General features: G+C 37.4%; 23 protein-coding genes and 5 tRNA genes. 1 reads left to right on the plus strand and 27 read right to left on the minus strand.

Going from position 1 to position 19,923, the window contains the following annotated elements; all coding sequences use genetic code 11:
- Nucleotides 1-15: 15 nt before the first annotated feature.
- The 16 genes from JMM81_RS14125 to JMM81_RS14200 form a co-directional block, all read right to left on the minus strand.
- Nucleotides 16-978: an MBL fold metallo-hydrolase gene (locus JMM81_RS14125; protein ID WP_256242205.1), complete on the minus strand. Its 963-nt coding sequence runs from the start codon at nt 976-978 to the stop codon at nt 16-18.
- Nucleotides 979-1,013: 35 nt separating this feature from the next.
- Nucleotides 1,014-1,304 (minus strand): FAD-binding protein, encoded by a 291-nt coding sequence (locus JMM81_RS14130; protein ID WP_256242207.1) that lies wholly within the window; start codon nt 1,302-1,304, stop codon nt 1,014-1,016.
- Entirely contained in the window at nt 1,297-1,596 is a 300-nt protein-coding gene (locus JMM81_RS23110) for a hypothetical protein (RefSeq protein ID WP_375162388.1), read from the minus strand. Before JMM81_RS23110 ends, JMM81_RS14130 begins: the two co-directional genes overlap by 8 nt.
- A complete protein-coding gene (locus tag JMM81_RS14140) occupies nt 1,521-2,270 on the minus strand; it encodes an HAD family hydrolase (RefSeq protein WP_256242210.1) in 750 nt (249 codons plus the stop codon). Before JMM81_RS14140 ends, JMM81_RS23110 begins: the two co-directional genes overlap by 76 nt.
- A gap of 97 nt (nt 2,271-2,367) precedes the next feature.
- A complete protein-coding gene (locus JMM81_RS14145) occupies nt 2,368-2,511 on the minus strand; it encodes a hypothetical protein (RefSeq protein ID WP_256242211.1) in 144 nt (47 codons plus the stop codon).
- A 121-nt stretch (nt 2,512-2,632) separates the two neighbouring features.
- Nucleotides 2,633-3,133: a DoxX family protein gene (locus tag JMM81_RS14150; RefSeq protein ID WP_256242265.1), complete on the minus strand. Its 501-nt coding sequence runs from the start codon at nt 3,131-3,133 to the stop codon at nt 2,633-2,635.
- Nucleotides 3,134-3,381: 248 nt separating this feature from the next.
- Nucleotides 3,382-4,212 carry a glycerophosphodiester phosphodiesterase gene (locus JMM81_RS14155; RefSeq protein WP_256242212.1) on the minus strand — a complete coding sequence of 277 codons (831 nt, stop codon included), beginning with the start codon at nt 4,210-4,212 and terminating at the stop codon, nt 3,382-3,384.
- Between the two features lie 448 nt (nt 4,213-4,660).
- Nucleotides 4,661-5,887: a multidrug effflux MFS transporter gene (locus tag JMM81_RS14160; RefSeq protein ID WP_256242213.1), complete on the minus strand. Its 1,227-nt coding sequence runs from the start codon at nt 5,885-5,887 to the stop codon at nt 4,661-4,663.
- A 605-nt stretch (nt 5,888-6,492) separates the two neighbouring features.
- On the minus strand, nt 6,493-7,851 hold the full coding sequence (bioA, locus tag JMM81_RS14165; RefSeq protein ID WP_256242214.1) for an adenosylmethionine--8-amino-7-oxononanoate transaminase: 1,359 nt from the start codon (nt 7,849-7,851) through the stop codon (nt 6,493-6,495).
- An 85-nt stretch (nt 7,852-7,936) separates the two neighbouring features.
- Complete coding sequence (locus tag JMM81_RS14170) at nt 7,937-9,145, minus strand: cytochrome P450 (protein ID WP_256242216.1); 1,209 nt, start codon at nt 9,143-9,145, stop codon at nt 7,937-7,939.
- An 81-nt stretch (nt 9,146-9,226) separates the two neighbouring features.
- The gene (gene bioB, locus JMM81_RS14175; RefSeq protein WP_256242218.1) at nt 9,227-10,234 is read right to left on the minus strand and encodes a biotin synthase BioB; all 1,008 of its coding nucleotides are present in this window, start codon (nt 10,232-10,234) and stop codon (nt 9,227-9,229) included.
- The gene (gene bioD / locus JMM81_RS14180) at nt 10,231-10,932 is read right to left on the minus strand and encodes a dethiobiotin synthase (RefSeq protein ID WP_256242266.1); all 702 of its coding nucleotides are present in this window, start codon (nt 10,930-10,932) and stop codon (nt 10,231-10,233) included. The genes bioB and bioD overlap by 4 nt, the downstream gene beginning before the upstream one ends.
- Entirely contained in the window at nt 10,932-12,101 is a 1,170-nt protein-coding gene (gene bioF, locus JMM81_RS14185; RefSeq protein ID WP_256242267.1) for an 8-amino-7-oxononanoate synthase, read from the minus strand. Before bioF ends, bioD begins: the two co-directional genes overlap by 1 nt.
- Nucleotides 12,102-12,171: 70 nt before the next feature.
- The gene (gene bioW / locus JMM81_RS14190) at nt 12,172-12,954 is read right to left on the minus strand and encodes a 6-carboxyhexanoate--CoA ligase (protein WP_256242219.1); all 783 of its coding nucleotides are present in this window, start codon (nt 12,952-12,954) and stop codon (nt 12,172-12,174) included.
- Nucleotides 12,955-13,845: 891 nt separating this feature from the next.
- Complete coding sequence (locus JMM81_RS14195) at nt 13,846-14,055, minus strand: hypothetical protein (protein WP_256242220.1); 210 nt, start codon at nt 14,053-14,055, stop codon at nt 13,846-13,848.
- A gap of 2 nt (nt 14,056-14,057) precedes the next feature.
- A complete protein-coding gene (locus JMM81_RS14200) occupies nt 14,058-14,252 on the minus strand; it encodes a hypothetical protein (protein ID WP_256242221.1) in 195 nt (64 codons plus the stop codon).
- Nucleotides 14,253-14,368: 116 nt separating this feature from the next.
- Here JMM81_RS14200 and JMM81_RS14205 point away from each other — a divergent pair, with 116 nt between their 5' ends.
- Nucleotides 14,369-14,851, plus strand: a complete 483-nt coding sequence (locus JMM81_RS14205) for a hypothetical protein (RefSeq protein ID WP_256242222.1) — start codon at nt 14,369-14,371, stop codon at nt 14,849-14,851.
- An 81-nt stretch (nt 14,852-14,932) separates the two neighbouring features.
- Here the strand turns inward: JMM81_RS14205 and JMM81_RS14210 are convergent.
- From JMM81_RS14210 to JMM81_RS14260, 11 genes are all read right to left on the minus strand, one after another.
- Nucleotides 14,933-15,006: transfer RNA gene (locus JMM81_RS14210), tRNA-Arg, on the minus strand.
- A 10-nt stretch (nt 15,007-15,016) separates the two neighbouring features.
- Nucleotides 15,017-15,107: transfer RNA gene (locus JMM81_RS14215), tRNA-Ser, on the minus strand.
- A 13-nt stretch (nt 15,108-15,120) separates the two neighbouring features.
- Nucleotides 15,121-15,204: transfer RNA gene (locus JMM81_RS14220), tRNA-Tyr, on the minus strand.
- 30 nt (nt 15,205-15,234) lie between these two features.
- Nucleotides 15,235-15,327 (minus strand) — tRNA-Ser (locus JMM81_RS14225).
- Nucleotides 15,328-15,338: 11 nt separating this feature from the next.
- Nucleotides 15,339-15,414: transfer RNA gene (locus JMM81_RS14230), tRNA-Ala, on the minus strand.
- Nucleotides 15,415-15,678: 264 nt separating this feature from the next.
- Entirely contained in the window at nt 15,679-16,122 is a 444-nt protein-coding gene (locus JMM81_RS14235) for a BsuPI-related putative proteinase inhibitor (protein WP_256242223.1), read from the minus strand.
- Nucleotides 16,123-16,202: 80 nt separating this feature from the next.
- Nucleotides 16,203-16,397, minus strand: coding sequence for a hypothetical protein (locus JMM81_RS14240; RefSeq protein WP_256242224.1), 195 nt, complete (start codon nt 16,395-16,397; stop codon nt 16,203-16,205).
- Between the two features lie 151 nt (nt 16,398-16,548).
- Nucleotides 16,549-17,118, minus strand: coding sequence for a histidine phosphatase family protein (locus tag JMM81_RS14245; RefSeq protein ID WP_256242225.1), 570 nt, complete (start codon nt 17,116-17,118; stop codon nt 16,549-16,551).
- 328 nt (nt 17,119-17,446) lie between these two features.
- The gene (locus JMM81_RS14250; RefSeq protein ID WP_256242226.1) at nt 17,447-18,397 is read right to left on the minus strand and encodes a ribose-phosphate diphosphokinase; all 951 of its coding nucleotides are present in this window, start codon (nt 18,395-18,397) and stop codon (nt 17,447-17,449) included.
- 939 nt (nt 18,398-19,336) lie between these two features.
- A complete protein-coding gene (locus JMM81_RS14255) occupies nt 19,337-19,597 on the minus strand; it encodes a hypothetical protein (protein ID WP_256242227.1) in 261 nt (86 codons plus the stop codon).
- Nucleotides 19,598-19,684: 87 nt separating this feature from the next.
- Nucleotides 19,685-19,816: a hypothetical protein gene (locus JMM81_RS14260; protein WP_256242228.1), complete on the minus strand. Its 132-nt coding sequence runs from the start codon at nt 19,814-19,816 to the stop codon at nt 19,685-19,687.
- Nucleotides 19,817-19,923: the final 107 nt, after the last annotated feature.

The raw sequence follows: 19,923 nt of genomic DNA on the forward strand, positions 1-19,923 counted from the left end.
CCCCTCGTACTATTCTTATTCATTCAAATAATAATATTGTATACCTTCTTTTAAGTAGGATTTAATTTTTACTTGGGATTCTAAATACATACATCTTGTAATGGTAGCCATAAACGGAGTAAATAAATGTGCGTTTCTATAGGTCTCTTGGCATAATTGCCATGCTGTTTTTTCTTCTTCTCGAACAGAGTCTATAATTTGATCCATACGATGGATATGGCCGGATTTTATTTCTTCCATTCGCTGATCCAAGCTCTCCATAATGTTTCCGTGTCCCGGAAGAGCTAGCTTCACTTCATAATCCTTTACTTTATCCAAAGAATTAAAATAAGCCATTAGTGGATTTTGATCTATTTCAGATTCACGCAAAATAACAGGTGATAATTTCTCTAATATATGGTCACCAACTACCATAATTTGTTTTTCACGCTGATAAAAACACATATGATCGTAGCAATGACCTGGTGTCCATATGACCTCATATTTGTCATTTCCTAGCTGTACATTTTCGTTGTAATCGAATAGTCCATTTGGTTCGAATTCATAAAAAGGAGTACTATCGTCTTTTTCTTTCATATGTGAAAAGCTTGTCGTTCCATGTTGCTCAAACATATTAAGTATAAAATTAACATAATTTTTATCTTGTCGTCGTATTATTTCCTGATAACCAAGTTTGGAAATATAAACAGGGATCCCGTGTTTTTCCTGGAACCACTTCGCAAGTCCTATGTGATCAATATGAAAATGTGTCAAAACGACTTTCTCCATCTTCATTCCCAATGCCATTAAATTCTCCCAAATATTGATTCCTACCTGGGAATAACTGCCCGTATCAACCACCGTATATCCATTACTGCCCTTAAATAAATAACAATTTACTTGCTCCATGCCAAATGAATAAGGTAAAGATAACAAATAAATATCTTCATTCACCTTTTTCAGCGTTGGCACAGGACCACGTCGATTAGAATTTTTCATAAAATAACACGGCTTCCTTCTCTCAATCGATAAGTTTATGTGTACAGATTACCATAAATAGTAAGAAAAGTCTTACAAAAGAACTTCATCTTTCCACTTTGACCGATTTGATCAGCTGGATGGAACCAGCCATTATCGACTAATGGACGTATAACAGCCAATTTAGCACCAGCTGCATCTGCAAAGTCTTGAGCTATACTTAAATTATCTTTTTTTCCGATACCACGGCCAATGGAGACGATGAATTCTGCATTTTCTACTGTTAAGGTCTCTTCTACTAATGGTTGTTCTTCAATAATTTCATAATCAAAGTCATTTTCAACCACATTCAACCACAATCGTTTCTATGATTACTTCCCCTCTCCGATTGATATTAGGCAATAAGACTGGGAAAATATTTGGACGTACCGTTACCATTTGTGGACGTGCTTCCGGAACAATCATTTTACACATAATATTTCCGCCAAATGATGGTTTAATTTGTTCTAAAATGCAAAAAATAGGCGATAGGCACCTTCCATTATTTGGATGATGCCTATCGCCTATTTTTTGTAAATTAGACTCTCCTCTTGAATATGTTGATGAATGACATCCGGTACTTCCTGAAGAGAATCTAATTTATAGAAAGCCCTTTTCGGCTCCACCTTAATGTCCACTTCGTTATATTTCCATTCCATTTCTGCAGGAATGTGAATCGCATTGATGTTCCGCTCCAATGCGGGCACGATATCTGTTCTTAATGAATTTCCAACCATCCACGTGATTTCAGGATCCGCATCAATGGTTTTTAATATATCAGATAAAGCGGTCGTATCTTTATGTTCAGAAATAAAGATACGATGTTCAAAAAAGATAGTCAGTTCTAATTGGGCAATTTTCCTGCGTTGATTGGCGTCATCGCCGCCTGTGTGCAAATACAATTCGTGTCCAGCATCTTTTAATTCTTGCAGGGTTTCATTCATATAGGGAATTGGTTCTACCGGGAATTTAAATACTTTATACCCTAACTCCCTTATATAATCCATTTCATCTTTTTTCTTTTCTTTTCCCGTTACATTGCAAAAGTATTGATAGGTACGAACAAAAGACTCAGGAAAGCGGTCTGAATCTAAACCATGAACGCTAATAGCTTCGATATCCATTGCGAGTTGTTTCTGTCTTATTTCCTTTTTTGTTAAAGAGTTAAACCATCCTTTCATTTGGTCGGTAAACATTCCGATCACTTGATTAAAATACCTGTTACAATAGGCTAATGTATCGTCAAGATTAAACAATATGTTCTGTTTTTCCATGGGTACCCCTTCGTAAGATGATTTTCGCTCTTTTTATTTTTCCACATGGATCCGATTACTATTACCTAAAAATAAACTATCTCATTCCCCATGTTTTTTAATGAAATTTTTCTTCAACTTGCTTCTTTTGTTTTTCAAGATAAAAATTACTGAGAACGCGGCTTCCACCCCGCAATATTTCATTAAGATAATCTGCTAGCGGGGCTGTTTCGGCTTCTTTTTCAATGGCGACAAACGTCAATACGTTTTTTGTACTCTTCCCCTGACAAACCAATAGAAAAAGCCGAAATTACCCAGTAATGGTTTCGGCTTTAGCTTCATTTCTAAGTATATTCAATTAAGGAAAGAAGACTTTTTTCGGGTTAATTTTCTGCAGAAACCGCAACATCAAATTCGTTTGTTTTCTTGTTCGTAAATTGACGGATATAAGGTAATACCCAACGGTCTAGACCAATTTTTCCTGCATTCGTACCAGCCACAAGAATGAATACACCTAATAATACCATTAGCGCATTCGGATTTGCTACTCCTGAGAATAGGAAAGAAAAATTCATGACCACTCCAAAGAAAGCAGCAGCTGTTGTGAAACAACCTACGATCAATCCAAGTCCGACTAAAAATTCTCCCCATGGAACTAACACGTTAAATAGTTCAACATTTGGAAGTGCAATTCCACCTAGAAAAGATGCCCACCAGCCCTCAACTCCAGGATTCTTTATGACTCCTTGTAGGAAACCAGAAGCATCAAATCCACCGCTGACTTTTTCCCATCCATGAGTCAAAAATGTATACCCTAAGTACAATCTAAATATCGTAAGAATAATAGAAGAAACATTACTTTCTCTTAACCATTTAACCATTATTACCACTCCTTATGTGTTAATTACTTCACAAATAGATTGTACTACATTATCTCGAATTAAATATATTTATGTTAAACATTTCACATTCCTGAAATACTTCTTTGACAACTTTATGAACTATAGTTTTTGTCTATTGATTTATGACTACTTATTTATTAAGGACGATCTTTTAAAATCTGAAAAAGGAGCAACTTTCTCTGCTCCTTTTTCATAACTCTTGATGTAATGTGCTTTTCAAAAATAAACGATTAGTTTCTCGGATCTACATAATCGGGATAATCACTAATAATCGCGTCAACTCCCATATCAAATAGGAAATTGGCTGCTTCTTGACTACGCACCGTCCATGATCCAATCTGCATACCAAGTGAGTGAACTTGTTCTACTAATTCTTCTGTCACAATTCCATAGCTTGGGTTAAACCAATCCGCGTATGCAGAAAATTCTTGTAAGGCTTGTTCTGTTATGTGTGCACGATTAGACGTTAACACCCCGATTGAAACATGAGGAAGAAGCTCATTCATTTTTTTCATAGATTCAAAGTTAAACGATTGAATAATGATTTTTTCGTTTTGTGGTTTATCAAGATTTCGTTCTTTTAATTCTTCTGCTACTTGTTCTTCAATTCCAGGATAAAGCTCTGGAGCTTTTAATTCGATTAAAATACCCATTTTTCCGTGATAGCGCTCAAGGATTTCCTCAAATGTTGGGATTTGTTCACCAGCAAATTCTTCCCCTTTCCAGCTACCCGCATCAAGGCTTCTTAGTTGTTCAAACATTAAATCCCCTACTTTTCCCGTTCCATCTGTTGTACGATCCACTGTTGTATCATGGATTAGTACTAATTTGCCATCTTTACTTCTTTGAACATCGATTTCAATATAATCGGCCTTCATATCTACTGCTAGATCGAAACCAGCGATCGTATTTTCAGGTGCATATCCTGTTGCACCACGATGCGCCACATTATCCACCTGTTTTCTTTCTCCTACTGTTGGTTCTGCTGCAAACGCCTGGCTGAACGGACTGAATAACAACGAAAAGGCTACCCCTGCACCTACTAATAATTTTTTACTCACGTTCTCCATCTCCTATCTAAAATATGTCTTCAACTAGTATTCTAGAAAAGGGATGTTGACCTAGTATGTAGTTCTGTTTACATCTCATTGAGGATTGTGTAAAAAAAATTAGTCTATTCTCCTTACTATTATTTACAACTATAGTAAAGAAATGAATGAATAGTATTTATCTCCTATTTTTATAGACGTTCACTTGAAAGGAGACAAAACCTTGATAAATCCCTCCTATGAAATATCTCCAGATACTATTAACTCCGTTGTATTCATAGTTGGTGACGATGCATAGGGACGGTTCTACTTCGGTGAAAAGGACTGAAAACACAAAACTTCCGATTGTCCTCTAAAAGAACTGTCCCCTTGCTTCCAATAATAAAAAACAAGGTCCTCTATTTAGAAGACCTTAAATTCATAGAAAACATTATTCAATTGGTAAAATTCGGTTTATAAACTACGCATCTTCGAATGATTTTGCAGGTTGTACGATAACAGAAGATTTTCGAGCTAATCCATAATAGGATAGCAGTGCTAAAAGGCTGGCCGAAAAGATGATAACACCCATTGGAATGCCCGTATATTCTCCTGCGATTCCCACTAGTGGAGCTGTTAAGGAGCCGAGTACAAATGGTAATAGCCCTAATAGTGCTGAGGCACTGCCTGCAATATGGCCTTGTGTCTCCATGGCTAATGAAAAAGACGATGCCGATGTGATTCCAATAGACATGATAAAAAAGAAGATCGGAATGGCGACCACAATAAGTGGTGCTTTTAATAGAAAAGCAATTAGTACTAAAGCACCTGATGTGTTAGCGATGAATAACCCTATTTTTAAAAAGGTTCTCTCTGGGATAAGATCCGTAAAGCGACCAACAGACTGGGTACCTATAATTAGTGCAAACCCATTCACACCAAATAATAGACTGAATACTTGAGGAGATATATGATAAATATTTTGATAGACAAAAGAAATTCCAGATACATAGGCAAAGACTCCAGCAATCATAAACCCTTGTGTAAGAGCATAGCCAGTAAATTGGCGATCTTTTAACAACATACCAAAATTCTTTACTACTTGAGAAAAATTACTTGGAACTCGTTTTTCCTTTGGTAATGTTTCTTCTAATTTGGCTGAAACAATTAGTACTAATACCATACCAACACAAGCCAAAACAAGAAAAACTCCAGACCAATCAGTGAACGCGAGAATCAGGCCTCCAATAATTGGTGCAATGATCGGTCCAAGATTGCCAAATAACAGTAATAAAGAGAAGAACTTCGTCAGTTCCCTGCCACTGTAGACATCGCGAACAATCGCCCTAGAAATAACGATTCCACCTGCTGCTGCAAAACCTTGCATAAAACGAGCACCGATAAAGATATAAATATTCGGTGCAAATGCACAGATAACGGAAGCGACTAAATACAAGAAAAGAAAAATGCGCAACGGCTTGCGTCGCCCCTGAACATCACTCATTGGACCAATAATCAATTGCCCTAGTCCCAAGCCTAAAAGACATGTCGTTAAGCTAATTTGTACAAGAGATGCCGTCGTTTGATAGTCCTTCACAATTGTAGGGAACGAAGGTAAATACATATCAATCGTAAAAGGACCTAAAAGTGAAAGTGATCCTAAAAGTATCGCAAGTTGTAATCGTTTGGATCCTGTTAAGTTATTCAATATTGTCTCGCCTTCCTAAAAAAATCATTTTCTATTGAACTACGAACAGATTGATAGAACTTATTACCTTATCACACATATAACAGTATTGAAGTTTATAACTTGGTCCATAAGGGACAGTAGTTCTTTTATCTACTCGTACACAAGCTGAAAATACATAAACCCTTCCTTAACGTATGTGCATGCCTTTAAAACTAGCATAGGACAAAAGATTTCGTCAAGGTATATATTCTCCACTACTTCTTCCATATCTGAATCAGAAGATAATAAATTGGTTCGTACTTCTATATAAAAACGTTCTTTTTTATTACGAGCACTTAAACATATAAATAGGAAGTGAATAGGACGAAGGATTTTTGTTTTTATCATGTGTATTTAGCATATAATGTTATTAGTTATTTTTTGGAGTATTTTCCTATTTATTATTTACTTTTGTACTTATAGACATCACTTGAAAGGATGCAAAAGCTTTGATAAATCCTTCCTTTATATGGAATGTCTCTAGATAATATGTAACTCTGTTGTATTCATGGTTGGGGACGATACATGGGACGGTTCTGCTCACTTTAACAAAAAAATACGTGAGGACCGTCCCCACGTATTTTTTAACTTTCGAAATATTGCTGTATCGCTTCATTTGTTAGATCGATCATGATCTTGATTTCTTCTTTTGTCATCACATAGGGTGGCATAAAGTAGAGAATGTTTCCTAATGGTCTTAAGAGCAAGCCTTTTTCTAGAGCGATTCGATAAATTTGATAGCCAACTCTTTCTTCACTAGGGAAAGGTTCTTTTGTCTCTTTGTCTTTTACTAATTCAATCGCGCCCACCATACCCGTTTGTCTGTATTCACCAATGTATGGCTGGTGATGAAATACGTTGGATGCTAACTCGTTCATGTAGGTGCTTTTCTCTCCAATCTGTTCTATGTAATGCTCTTCTTCAAAAATTTGTAATACCTCAAGTGCCACGCTGCAAGCTAAAGGATTACCTGTATAACTATGAGAATGTAAGAATGCTTTCATCGTTCCATAGTCATCATAGAAGGCCTGATAAACATCCTCTGTCGTTAAAACGACTGACAATGGTAAATAACCGCCTGTTAATCCTTTTGATAAACACATAAAATCAGGTGTAATGCCTGCTTGTTCGCAGGCAAACATCGTTCCTGTTCGCCCAAATCCTACTGCCACTTCATCAGCTATAAGGTGTACATCATATTGCAAACATAGCTCCTTTAGATTTTTTAAATAAGTGGGAGGATACATTTTCATCCCTGCCGCCGCTTGGATTAACGGTTCAATAATAATCGCGGTTAGCTCTTCATGGTGTAACTTTAATTTTTCTTCAACCGATGCTATACAAGGTGTGTTGCAGCTCTCTGGCTTCTCGTTAAATGGGCATCGAAAGCAATCAGGTCCTTGTGCTCGTACCGTATCTAGTAATAAAGGTTGGAAGACTTCGTTATATAGACCTACTCCTCCAACAGACAGAGCACCAAGGGTTTCGCCATGATAGGCATCTGTTAAGGCTAGAAAACGTTTTTTATTTGGCTTGTTTTTTTGCATATGATATTGAAAGCTCATTTTTAAAGCCACTTCTATCGCAGATGATCCGTTATCGGCAAAGAATACTTTTGTTAAACCCTCCGGAGTGATTTCTGCTAGTTTTTCTGCTAGAAAAATGGCTGGTTCATGAGTAAAGTTGGCAAATATCGCATGTTCTAATTGAAAAGCTTGATTGGCTAAGGCGGTGCTAATTCGGTCATTGGCATGTCCGAATAGATTCACCCACCAAGAAGATACAGCGTCTATATACGGCTTTCCATTTTCATCATACAAATAAATACCTTTCCCGCTTTTGATTACGATGGGAGGAAAATCTTCATAATCCTTCATCTGTGAACAAGGGTGCCAAACATGATTTAAATCTCTTCTTTGTAAGTTTGAAATGGTAGGAATCATATACGTAACAACCTTTCTAAACATCCCGTATCTTTTACCGAGATATCTTTTGAATTAAACATTCTAAAAATACAATCTCTATATACTAATCAAAAGTAATGGGCAGTTCGTTTAACGATCTAAACCCCATCAGTTTTCGCCATGGAAGGTCAGAAGATGCCAGTTGGATATTGTCCATCTGTTGCAGGAGGGTTTGAATCGCTATTTGTGCTTCTAAACGTGCCAACGGAGCACCTAAACAAAAATGCGTGCCATATCCAAAGGCAAGATGAGGATTCGGGTTCCTCGTAATATCAAGTACATGAGCATGAGCAAATTGATTCGGATCTCGATTGGCAGCACCCAAAAGAATATAGACTTGATCGCCCTTTTTAATCGTTGTTTCATGAATTTTGATATCCTCTGATGCAACCCGAGCCGTCATTTGTGTTGGACTCTCATAACGTAAAAACTCTTCTACGGCATTTTCAATAAGCGATGGGTTTTCTTTTAGTTCCTTCATCTGATGAGGATGTTTCAATAAAGTAAGGATGGAATTGCTGATGAGATTAACCGTTGTTTCATGACCGGCAATAACAAGTAAAATACAGGTGGCAACTAATTCTTCATCTGTTAATCTATCCTCTTGCTGTTCCTCTTTTATTAATAGACTAATAAGGTCCTCTTCAGGGCTTTGTCTTCGTTTCTCCATCAACTGTTTAAAATAATTCCGTAAGTTGATTGTCATGGCATTCCCATTGTCTAAAGCCTTTCTCGAACGAGTAAAATCAATGGTTTGGATTAGACTTAGCGCCCATTCTCTAAATGGGTGTCGATCTTCCTCAGGTACTCCTAATATTTTCGCGATAATGAGACTGGCTAAAGGAAAAGCAAAATCGGAAATGACATCCATTGATTTCTTATGTTGAACTTGTTGCAGTAAATCGTTTACTGTTTCTTGGATGTAAGGACGAAGCTGTTCCACCATTCTAGGAGTGAATACGTTACTAACCAGAAAACGTAACCGCTTATGATCAGGTTGATTTTTAAAAAGCATCATGTCATTTTGAATGTTTTTGAGCTGCTCATATTTTTTTGAAGTCTCAGGCAGCGGGATGCGATTTTTGAATCGAGTATCTTTAAGAATGGTTATGGCTTCTTCATAGCCTGTCACATACCATCCCGAATATTTGAATAGATTTCCCCAATAAATAGGATGAGTGGATCGAATCTGTTCATAAAATGGATAGGGATTTTGAAAAAACTCAATAGTAGTAAATGAAAGTGGTATCGTTTGATTTAAATTCGTTGTCATATTGTGGCCCCCTCTCATACAATCACAAGCTTTTTACAGAGATGTGTCACTCCCATCTCTGTAAAAAGCTTGAGCTATTTTTTATTTTTCCGCTGCTAAGCTGGCTTGCATTTCTTCTACTGACTCTACTTCAAAGCCTAAGTCATGTAACATTTGTTGATCTTCCGTTTTATCTTGCCCAGCCGTTGTTAAGTAGTCACCAACGAAGATAGAATTGGCTGCATATAACGCTAGTGGTTGTAGTGAACCGAGATTGACTTCACGTCCACCTGAAACGCGAATTTCCTTTGTTGGATTGATAAAGCGGAATAGCGCTAAAACTTTCAAACAATAAAGTGGATTTAATTCTTTTACTCCTTGTAGCGGCGTACCATCAATGGCATGTAGGAAGTTAACTGGAATGGAATCCGCATCAAGTGCTTTTAAACTATTAGCCATATCGACTACATCTTGCTTCGTCTCTCTCATTCCAACAATGACACCTGAACATGGAGACATGCCAGCTTGTTTTACCGTTTCGACCGTACCGACGCGATCATCGTATGTATGTGAAGTTGTGATGTTTGCATGATTGCTCGCAGAGGTATTGATATTATGATTGTAGCGGTCTACTCCAACTTCTTTTAGACGATTCGCTTGTTCTGGCTTTAAAATCCCAAGACAGGCACAAACTTTCAATCCATAAGTATTCTTTATTTCTTTTACTGCTTCTACTACCTGATCGATTTCTTTATTAGATGGCCCTCTCCCACTAGCCACAATACAATACGTTCCGATATTTAAATCATGCGCACGCTTTGCTCCTTCAATAATTGCATTCTTGTCTACCATTCTGTAAGAATCAATTGGAGCTGTTGAAATAGAAGATTGCGAGCAATAGCCACAGTTTTCCGGACATAACCCGGATTTTGTATTGATGATCATATTAAGCTTTACTTTTTTTCCAAAATGGCGCTTTCTAATTTGAAAAGCCGCGTGCATGAGCAATAGGACGTCATCATCTGGACATTCTAAAATAGAAAGAGCCTCTTCATTGGTTACTTCTTTCCCCTCTAACACTTGATCTGAAAGTTCCATCCATTTATTCATTTTAATTCCTCCAATTGATTTATTAATAATGTCACATCTATGTGATCTTTTACCATTTTTTTGATATTTTCTTTTGTGATTTCTTTCAGTTTGGGTGTAACTCCTAGAACAGGCACCCTACATAACTTTTCAATTAATTCCGGATTTGTTTTTTCCGCAAGATTAGGAGAATCATTTATCCCGTTTATCACGATCCCAGCAATCGAAAGACCCATGCTTTTTGCGTATTGAACCGTTAGAAAAATATGATTAAACGTCCCAAGGTTAGGGCGAGCTACAATCACAATGGGCAGCTGTAAAGCTTTTATTAAATCACTAACCAAGAAACGTTCACCTAATGGTACTGAAATACCCCCAGCACCTTCGACAATGAAAAATTCGTGTTTTTCTCTAATCTTTTTCCAATGATTTAATACCTCTTCAATCCCGACGATTTTCCCTTCCAGCTTCCCAGCCACATAGGGAGCAAGTGGTTCTTTAAATTCAAAAGGCGTAATCTCTTCATAAGATAAAGACGTTTGAGACAGCTGCTTCAGCAAGCTTGTATCACTTGCTGGATTTTCACGGGCAATGCCACTTAACAACGGCTTAAATACACCAACATCTATCTTTTTTTCTTTTAATACAGCTGCAAGTCCGCTGGATATAATGGTTTTTCCAACATCTGTATCTGTTCCTGTTACAAAAAAACCGTTCATCAAATCATGTTCAACTCTTTTCCGATGAAATGAAAGCACTCTAACAAGTAGTCTATTTCTTTTGAACCATGGGCAGAGGTGACGGTTAGCCGGATACGGCTCTCTCCATTTGGTACAGTGGGTGGACGGATTGCAGGTGCGTATATTCCATTTTCCTGAAGCTTTTCCGCAAAAATCACAGCATCTTTCGGATCTCCGATGATCACAGGAATAATCGGGGTTAAATCTCCCTTCACCTTATAACCCATTTCTTCTAAACTATTTTTTATTTTGTTTACATTCGAGAATAACAGCTGGCGTTTTTCGTTACTTTCTTCAATGATTTCCAACGCAGTATGTGAAGCGGCACAGATTGACGGAGGCATGGCGGTTTGAAAAATAAAGGTTCTTGCATGGTTGAGCAAAAAGTCAATCAACACCTTGGATCCCGCCACAAAACCACCTTCCGTCCCAATGGCTTTACTTAAGGTTCCAATGACGACATCAGGATAGACACCGAAATATTCACTTGTTCCCCTGCCCTTTTCTCCTAAAACCCCTGTTGCATGTGCATCATCAACAATCACGTAGGCATCATACTGTTTCGCCAATCGAACCATCTGATCAAGGGGGGCAATCGTCCCATCCATACTAAAAACTCCATCCGTTACAATAAACCGCCGTTGATAGGATGCCGTTTCTTTCAACTTTTCTTCAAGATGATTCATATCGATGTGGTTATAAACAACAGTATCCGCTTTTGAGAGTCGACACCCGTCAATAATACTTGCATGATTGAATTGATCGCTTAAGATCACATCCCCTTTTTCAGGCAAGGAAGATAGTACGCCGACATTTGCTAAAAATCCGCTGGAAAACAGGAGCGCTGCCTCCGTTTGCTTAAAACGGGCAATTTTTTCTTCAAGCTTTTGATGCCAATCCGTATGGCCTGTCGTTAACCTCGATCCGCTGCTTCCGACTCCAAATTCGTGCAGGGTAGTTTCTGCTGCGTAAACTAAGCGCTGATCGTTCGCAAGCCCTAAGTAATTATTGGATGAAAAAACGATCTGGCTCCGACCATCAATCACCATCTCAGGTAGGGGAGCCGTATTCATGGTACGAAACTTTCGGTACAAGCCTGCCTCTTTTGTTTTTTCTATTTTTTGGCTTAGCCATTCATCGAGTCCCAACACTTGTCACCCCATTTTCATTTTTCATCTTTGTGAACAGTAACCAACGATTCTCCTTGCTTTTTTTCATTTAACTCGTGTGCCGTTCATCCTTCTCCCATTGAACAAAGATGGGCTGTTTTTCTAGGTAGTCTATGTATGATTGAAGATCGCTTAAGCCATCCACAAAAAAGATTCGGCAGCCGCGTTCATCTCCATATTCTTTTAGATGCGTAATTCGCTGATAACCCTGCTTTTTACTCGCAACATAACCTGTTGTATATTCCGGATCATCTGACCAGCATAATTCTGCGACAGTAGCGGGATGCGCACTCACCTTTGTTGCAAGCACAAGCGCCTCCTTCACTCTTTGACTTCGACGCATGTTGTAATGGTCAGCCCACTTTTCAAAATCCGTGGTTAACCAATCCATTCTCGAAACCCGGACCCCTTTTTCATTTCGATCATCGATTCGTAAACCAGAGCCGATATCAAACAAAATCGCCCCTCTTAGTTCTGAACATTCAGTTATTATTTTGTGTGCCTTTTCAATGCTTTCGGTCGGGACTCCTGCTTTCTCTAGAAGATTCCGAGCGACTGATTGCCCTTCTTCTACGGATCCCACATCATTTGTTACAATAGGTAATGGTTTCAATTTTTTTATCGGCTTATTAATCATTTCAAACTGAATTTGCAGAAAATCTGGGTTACCTCTTGAATGAGATAATGCTTTTTCCAGTAGAATATTTACAGCATTTTTCAAATTCTCATATGTTGAAAGTTGCTCCCCGCCAGATATATGCTTTCCTCCTTTTTCATGAGGCCCATTCTGAGCTGCTCTCATCCTAACACTGTAAAGGTTTTCCTTTAGCAAGGTTTCCTACCATCCTTTCACTCGAAAAGCAGTATTGATGAGTATCTTTTGAACGCTGCGATCCTGTTCATCGTTTTCTAGTGAACTTGAATTTTGGAAATTTGTACAAAGTAAGTATTAGAAAACAGAATCAATTTACTCATCACCATCTAATGAATCATTTAAATTAACTTTTAAAAACACATCTCTTTTTAATGTTAACCTAAATAATATATAGGTTAACAATTTAAATATTAAATATTCTTATTTATTTTGTCAATATTTTATTTTTATAAATTTCCAACAACATCTTATTTCAGTGGTCTCGTACGGTTCTTCTGCTTACTTTAACAAAAAAAGAATAGAAGTAAACTTCTTTTTATTTCTATACCATTTAGTAAATAAGTATATGGTGAAAAGCCCTTAAGTCGAATAGCGGTGTAGTAAATAGAATTTGTAAAATCATTATTTTAGTTGTATACGAGCACTTACAAACAAAAATGGGAAATAAATCGGACGAAGGACTTTTGTTTTATGGTTTGTAATTAGCATATAATGTTATTAGTTATTTTTTAATAATTGCCTATTTATTTTATATCGACGATAAAGATGGGCGTCAGCGCTTATTCTCTTGTATCAATAATTATGCAATAGTTATGCTAATATGTTTCATTCTATCTAATTTAATAGGAGTACATATTTCCCCCAAAAAACGACTAACTTTACCCGTTCTGAGATTTGTTGTCTGCCCTCCCTGAAATATACATGCTGTTCAATATGGCTTCCACCGACGTTTTGTTGCGTATGGTTGCATCTTTAAAGCACCCCGGATCATTATGAACACACCTAATTCGTGTATGATAAAAAACAGGCACCATCCAAAAACGGGACGTTGCCTGTCAACTAGTGTCATCATTTCTCTATCATATTAACTACATTCTCTCCACCACGAACAGCTTGTACGTTTACTCTCATACCCTGTACTCTATCTACATATTTCTCAGCAAGCTTTTGTGCAGCCTCATCGCTTATAGATCTATCTAATACAAGTGTCCCAATAGCCATATTATCTTGTGTATATACTTGACCGTCAATGACACCTTTTTCTTCTTTCACTTTCATGGTTAGTTCGTTGTTTTGTTTTGCTTTGATTGTGATTGGGTGTTTTCTTTCTTATTAGCGACTTGTTCAATTGTTCCCTGTTCATCTATTTCACCAGGTAGATCATTGTCTACTCCACCTGTACTTTCATTATTTGGAGAACATCCAACCATGAATAGTAATATCATGATGATACTCATCAAAAGTTTCAGTTTCATTCATACATCCCTTTTCCCGAATATTTTTTGAAAAGCTCTATAGGTTACATTAATTTGGATACTTAATCATATCTATAAAAATGGAATTTTGATTTTCTGAAAAAGGAGATGATTAATTGTATCCATACTATTATTATCGCGTTAACAACTGGGAACCTACTTTATTATTGTTGCGCCGAAGTTTATATGCTGAAGAAATGGTATGTACTATGAGTAGTGAGCTTTTCCATATACCAGAAACCAAGGACTTAAAAGGGAATAGTGAGATGCATAGTCATCTAGTCCCTGCTTCGTATCACCGTGTAACCGCAGTAGGGTCAGCCCAAAGGCTAAAAAATGGTGAACAACAGCAATCCATTATTGAAACAATGACAGCTTGTATACTAAATGCTGAAACCCAGGATCGAAAAGTAGATGAATGGTTAAATAGGATGGAGAAAAATGCCAGTCCAGAATATAAACCGGTTATTCAAGTGATTATCAAATGGCAAGAACAAGCAAAATCCTATTTAAAACAGGCAAAAGAAGCTTTACAATCAATGGGAGTTTCCTTTCCAGTTTCACAGGAACAACAGGGTGACCAAGAAAATGATTATTAGTTTGACAAGTCTAGCGTCAAGAAAATCATAAAAGTTTTAAATAAAATCAAAAAACTAATCCTCGGTCGGATTAGTTTTTTATGCGCCTTAGAGGATTCGAACCTCTGACCTACGGCTTAGAAGGCCGTTGCTCTATCCAGCTGAGCTAAAAGCGCGACATATATATGGCGGAGAAGGAGGGATTTGAACCCTCGCGCCGCTCGCGCGACCTACACCCTTAGCAGGGGCGCCTCTTCAGCCACTTGAGTACTTCCCCATAAACATAAAAATGGTGGAGGGGGACGGATTCGAACCGCCGAACCCAAAGGAGCGGATTTACAGTCCGCCGCGTTTAGCCACTTCGCTACCCCTCCATTTTGTCTGAGAGACTAATGGAATAAAACTGGAGGAGGAAGAGGGATTCGAACCCCCGCGCGGTTTGACCCGCCTGTCGGTTTTCAAGACCGATCCCTTCAGCCAGACTTGGGTATTCCTCCGAATGGTTAAATGGTGGAGCCTAGCGGGATCGAACCGCTGACCTCCTGCGTGCAAGGCAGGCGCTCTCCCAGCTGAGCTAAGGCCCCAATCAATGTACGAATCTATAATCATTATCGCCCTAGCGACAGAAATAAATATACCATTTATATTCATAGAAGTAAACTTCTTTTTATTTCCATATCATTTAGTTGAAAGTAAGAGAAAAATCGATAAACTACATAAATAATGAAATCAATAAATCACCTTTTATCCAGTTCTTGCTGAACCAGCACAGGAAAATATACCTGGTATTGTTCGCCTAACTATTAAAAAGCGGAGACACCAACTGTGGTGTTTCCACTTTTTTACTATTATTTCACAGTAAACTCTTTTGTCACTTTATATGCTTTTCCGTCTTTTGGTGTCAGCCAGGCGGTAAGAGTATACCTTCCCGTTGTTAGACTCAGATCACGAAGATCCATTTCATAGCTCAATGTCTCGCCTTGCTTCACTGTTTCTTTTCCCAAAACCTGTAAGAAGGAAGTGACGCTCGAAAAAAGATAGATTTGTTCTCCTTCTTTTGTCTCTACCGAGTAATCAAACCTCTGAGAGCTCGTAAATTTTAGTGTTACCTCTTCTTCCGTTTGATTTTTCACTTCATATTGAAAAATCAAGGGACTCTTCTCCTCTAAAGTCGCCACCATTTCACCCGCCACTATACCACTCCCATCACTATTCGTTTCAACACCGTTGTTGGCTGTACTGCATCCGACAAGCAAAAGTCCCAGCAACAATAGGATACATGCTTTCCTCATTGCCTTGCCTCACCTCACTTCAGTTCAAGGGGACAGTTCGGCTGCTCACTTTAAAGCGGAGATCCCCACGTATTGTTTTTTCAAAGTAATGCTTCGGCTAGTAAAGTATAGAATTGAATTTTGTCTTGAAAGTTATATGCATTGGCAATGATCATGAATTCTTCCGTTTGATACCGCTCACTTAACTGAAGCAATTCATTTTTCACTTTTTCGGGAGTTCCCACAATGATTTGTTTTCGATTTTCTTGAATTTTGACTCGATCTTCTTTTGACAAAGACCTGCTTTATGATTGTTTATTAGTAATTCTACCTCAGGCATTACCTTCTTTAAAATGTATCTATCAAATACTATCTCTATTTCTGCTTTGCTATCACTTGTGATACGGTTCCCTTGCTTTTACGGTTTACGGTAAAGCAATCTTTCTACTATCCAAAGCGCCCCAATGCACTTAAATCGGCTAGAGATAATTGACTAACTACTTCATAACTATTTCCTTTTCCTCTAGGCTTTACAATAACTGTTCCCATGTTTGAAATGTGACCCAACCCAATCCCTTTAGGAAAATTGTGAGCGATAATAACCTTATGACTTCCATGCGCTGGTTTAATTTCTAACACTGACTGAAGATTGTCTACTATTCTTTTCCTTTCTTCATTTGATAAATTTCTACTCAACTTATATATCTCAACCCAAAAGGCATCAACTTTAACATTTACACTTCCGAAAGCCAACTGTGCTGTTTCTATAGTTCTACAAAAAGGACTCGTGATGATAGGATAACTAATAGGTATTCGCAAATTTCGGAGAACTTCTCCATAATAAATGGCCTGCCTCCTTCCCCTTTCAGAAAGATTTCTTTGGGTAAAACAATTTTGAAAATTTAAATTAGGTAAATCTTCTCCAACCGTTGCCTCACCGTGTCTAGCATAGAATATAAATCCTCCATCTCTAAGGGAATCAAGTAATGATCTTTTCAATCCATCTTCTCCTTCCATGTAACTATTCCCTATCACTGTTCGTAATCACAAGTTGGATCGTTTATTCAATTTATATTCCCAGTTCGTATTTTCTAAGCATGATAAAAAAATAATTTTTAATCTGTTTGTTAAAATATCTGTGAATTCCCTTCCATAAAATTATTATTCTACATAATTACGAGTACTTAAAAACAAAAATGGTAGATATATCGGACGAAGGGATTTTTATTTTAATATATGTATTTAGCACATAATGTTGTTAGTTTTTTTGGGGGATCGTTGTCTATTTATTTGTATACCCAAGTTAAAAAGCCAACTATCTGACGTAGTTGGCTTCGCGCAAAACTTATTCAAATAAGGGACTTACTGCTTTTTCATGATGAATCCGATCAATGGCCTCTACTAGTAATGCTGCGACGGATATCGTTTTTATTTTTTTACTTGTTTTCTCATTTGATAACTGTATTGTATTTGTCACCACTAATTCATTAATCAGTGACGATTCTATTTTATCAATGGCCTCATCTGTGAAAACAGGATGAGTACAGCCAGCATAAATTGATTTTGCTCCATTTTCTGCTAAGGCTCTAGCTGCTAAAGTAATGGTTTTACCTGTATTAATTAAATCATCAATGATAATGGCATTTTTTCCTTTTACATTACCAATAACACTGATGGTTTCAACAGTACCCTCTTCAAGATTTCTTTTATCGACAAGGGCAAATGGAGCATGTAATAGGTTAGCCATTTTTCTTGCTCTTTTTATACTGCCATTATGTGGTGCTACAACGACGATATCGTCTAATCCTTTATTCTCAAAGTACTCTGTAAGGATTGGAACCCCAATGAGATGTTCAACAGGTATATCAAAGAAACCTTGAATTTGTGGAGAATGAAGGTCCATTGTGAGAACTCTTGTTGCTCCAGCCGTTTCTAGAAGATTCGCCACTAATTTAGCCGTAATGGGCTCCCGGGACCGTGCCTTTCGATCTTGTCGAGCATACCCATAATAAGGAATGACTACATTAATTTGACTTGCAGAAGCCCTTTTCAATGCATCAATCATGATTAAGAGCTCCAAAATATGCTGGTTAACTGGGTACGAAGTGGATTGAATGACAAATACCTCACTGCCCCGAACATTTTCTTCTATATGGATTTGAATCTCTCCATCACTAAACTGAGAGACAGAGCACTTACCTAACTCACATCCCAATAAATCTGCCATCTCTGTCGCTAGTTTTCGATTTGAATTTAATGCAAACATCTTAAATTTATTTTTTAGTTGATACGGCACCTTATGTCCCCCACACTATTTGAATTTCTGTTTTAAAACGATTATTTGTCTATTAATTAATTTTACTATAATTATTGATATAATTCACTCCCTCTATAAATGTTGATATATCAACATTTATAGAGGGAGTCGGAATTTCTCTTGTTTAGGCGGTCCCAAACGAAACGCCTATTTCATGGAGCACCTTCCGATAGGCCATACTTAATCGATCACATTGCAGGTGTAATTCGGCTTGAAAATCGAGTGGCAATAACTCGGGATTTTGGTTTTTAACAATGAACTCGGCCTTGCTCCATTAACCGATCTTGAAAATCAATAAATAGCTTTTCTGGATCATCCAAGGCGTAGTTACGCTCCATGATCATAAACGCTACACTAAGTTGTTCACACACGGGTAAAACCATTAATTAAGTATAAATCGAAAAACCCATCTGTTCCGACGATTTTCTTCTGGACACTCCCACAGCTAAAGCAGTCGGCTTTCTCATTCGGGAGATCTATAAAAAAGGTAAAGCCAGATCCTGAGCTATACTTACAACATTAGAGAAATTGGGGATTGGTGCAAAGCAAATGAAGCAATAGCGATCGAAGATTCTCCAAATGGAGCACATGCAGCCGTAGCAGCTAGTTATTCATATCGTAGCGATTAAAAACACAATTACAAAACCATTACCATTTAGTATAAGACATTACACGATCGACTCTTTAGAAGACTATGAATGACAGGGTTTAGTTGATAAGCATGACTCCAAATAAACTTATAAAAAGCATATGTCTTCTCACTAATGCCATAAGAAGCTGAGCTAGATTCAACTAAGGGAGGTTACAGAACTGAATCCCGAATAGTAGACACTTTTAAAAAAGTGGACCTATTCGGGATTCAGTTCAACTTTTAAGACTCCTTCTTTTTAAAGAACTATGTAGAACGAGATCGTGCCATTAGTGATGAAAGAATCCTAAAGCATATCGAACCCCTTGATGAATATCTTTGGTTTCATATGCAGCTAAGTCATCAAAAGTGATTTTCATCTTTACGTCTTCTAACTCGTAACCGCTATCCAAATCTATATCCAACCGTATTTCATACCCTTCAGCATGATCTTTTGTCTCAATAATATTAAAACTCCGAATGGATGTACCTGTTTCATAAAAAAACGGCACTAATGAATCATTCTCTATTGGTTCTAATGAATCTGTCATACATACCACCACCATTCTTTCTTCAAGCTATATCTTTTACGGTATTAAAAAAACATTAGGCTGCCTTTTTAATATAGGTCATGATCATTATTTTCTATTTCTGCCTTCAGTTTGGTTTTTTTGTCCGTACCGAAGCTGCCCAGCGTCTTGTTCTCCTTTTTGTTTATTCAATTTCCCTTTCAAGTTAACGTTAGGAATGTTTATTTCTTTTTCATCCATGTTTTTCACCTCCGATTCATTATTATGGCATTTTATCTAAGAATTATGTTCATTTATGAATACTCCCACCACTTAATTTTCTAACGAAAATTTGAAGAAGGGGTACT

It is taken from the genome of Bacillus sp. V3B (genome assembly GCF_024494465.1).
Lineage (GTDB): Bacteria > Bacillota > Bacilli > Bacillales > Cytobacillaceae > Bacillus_BD.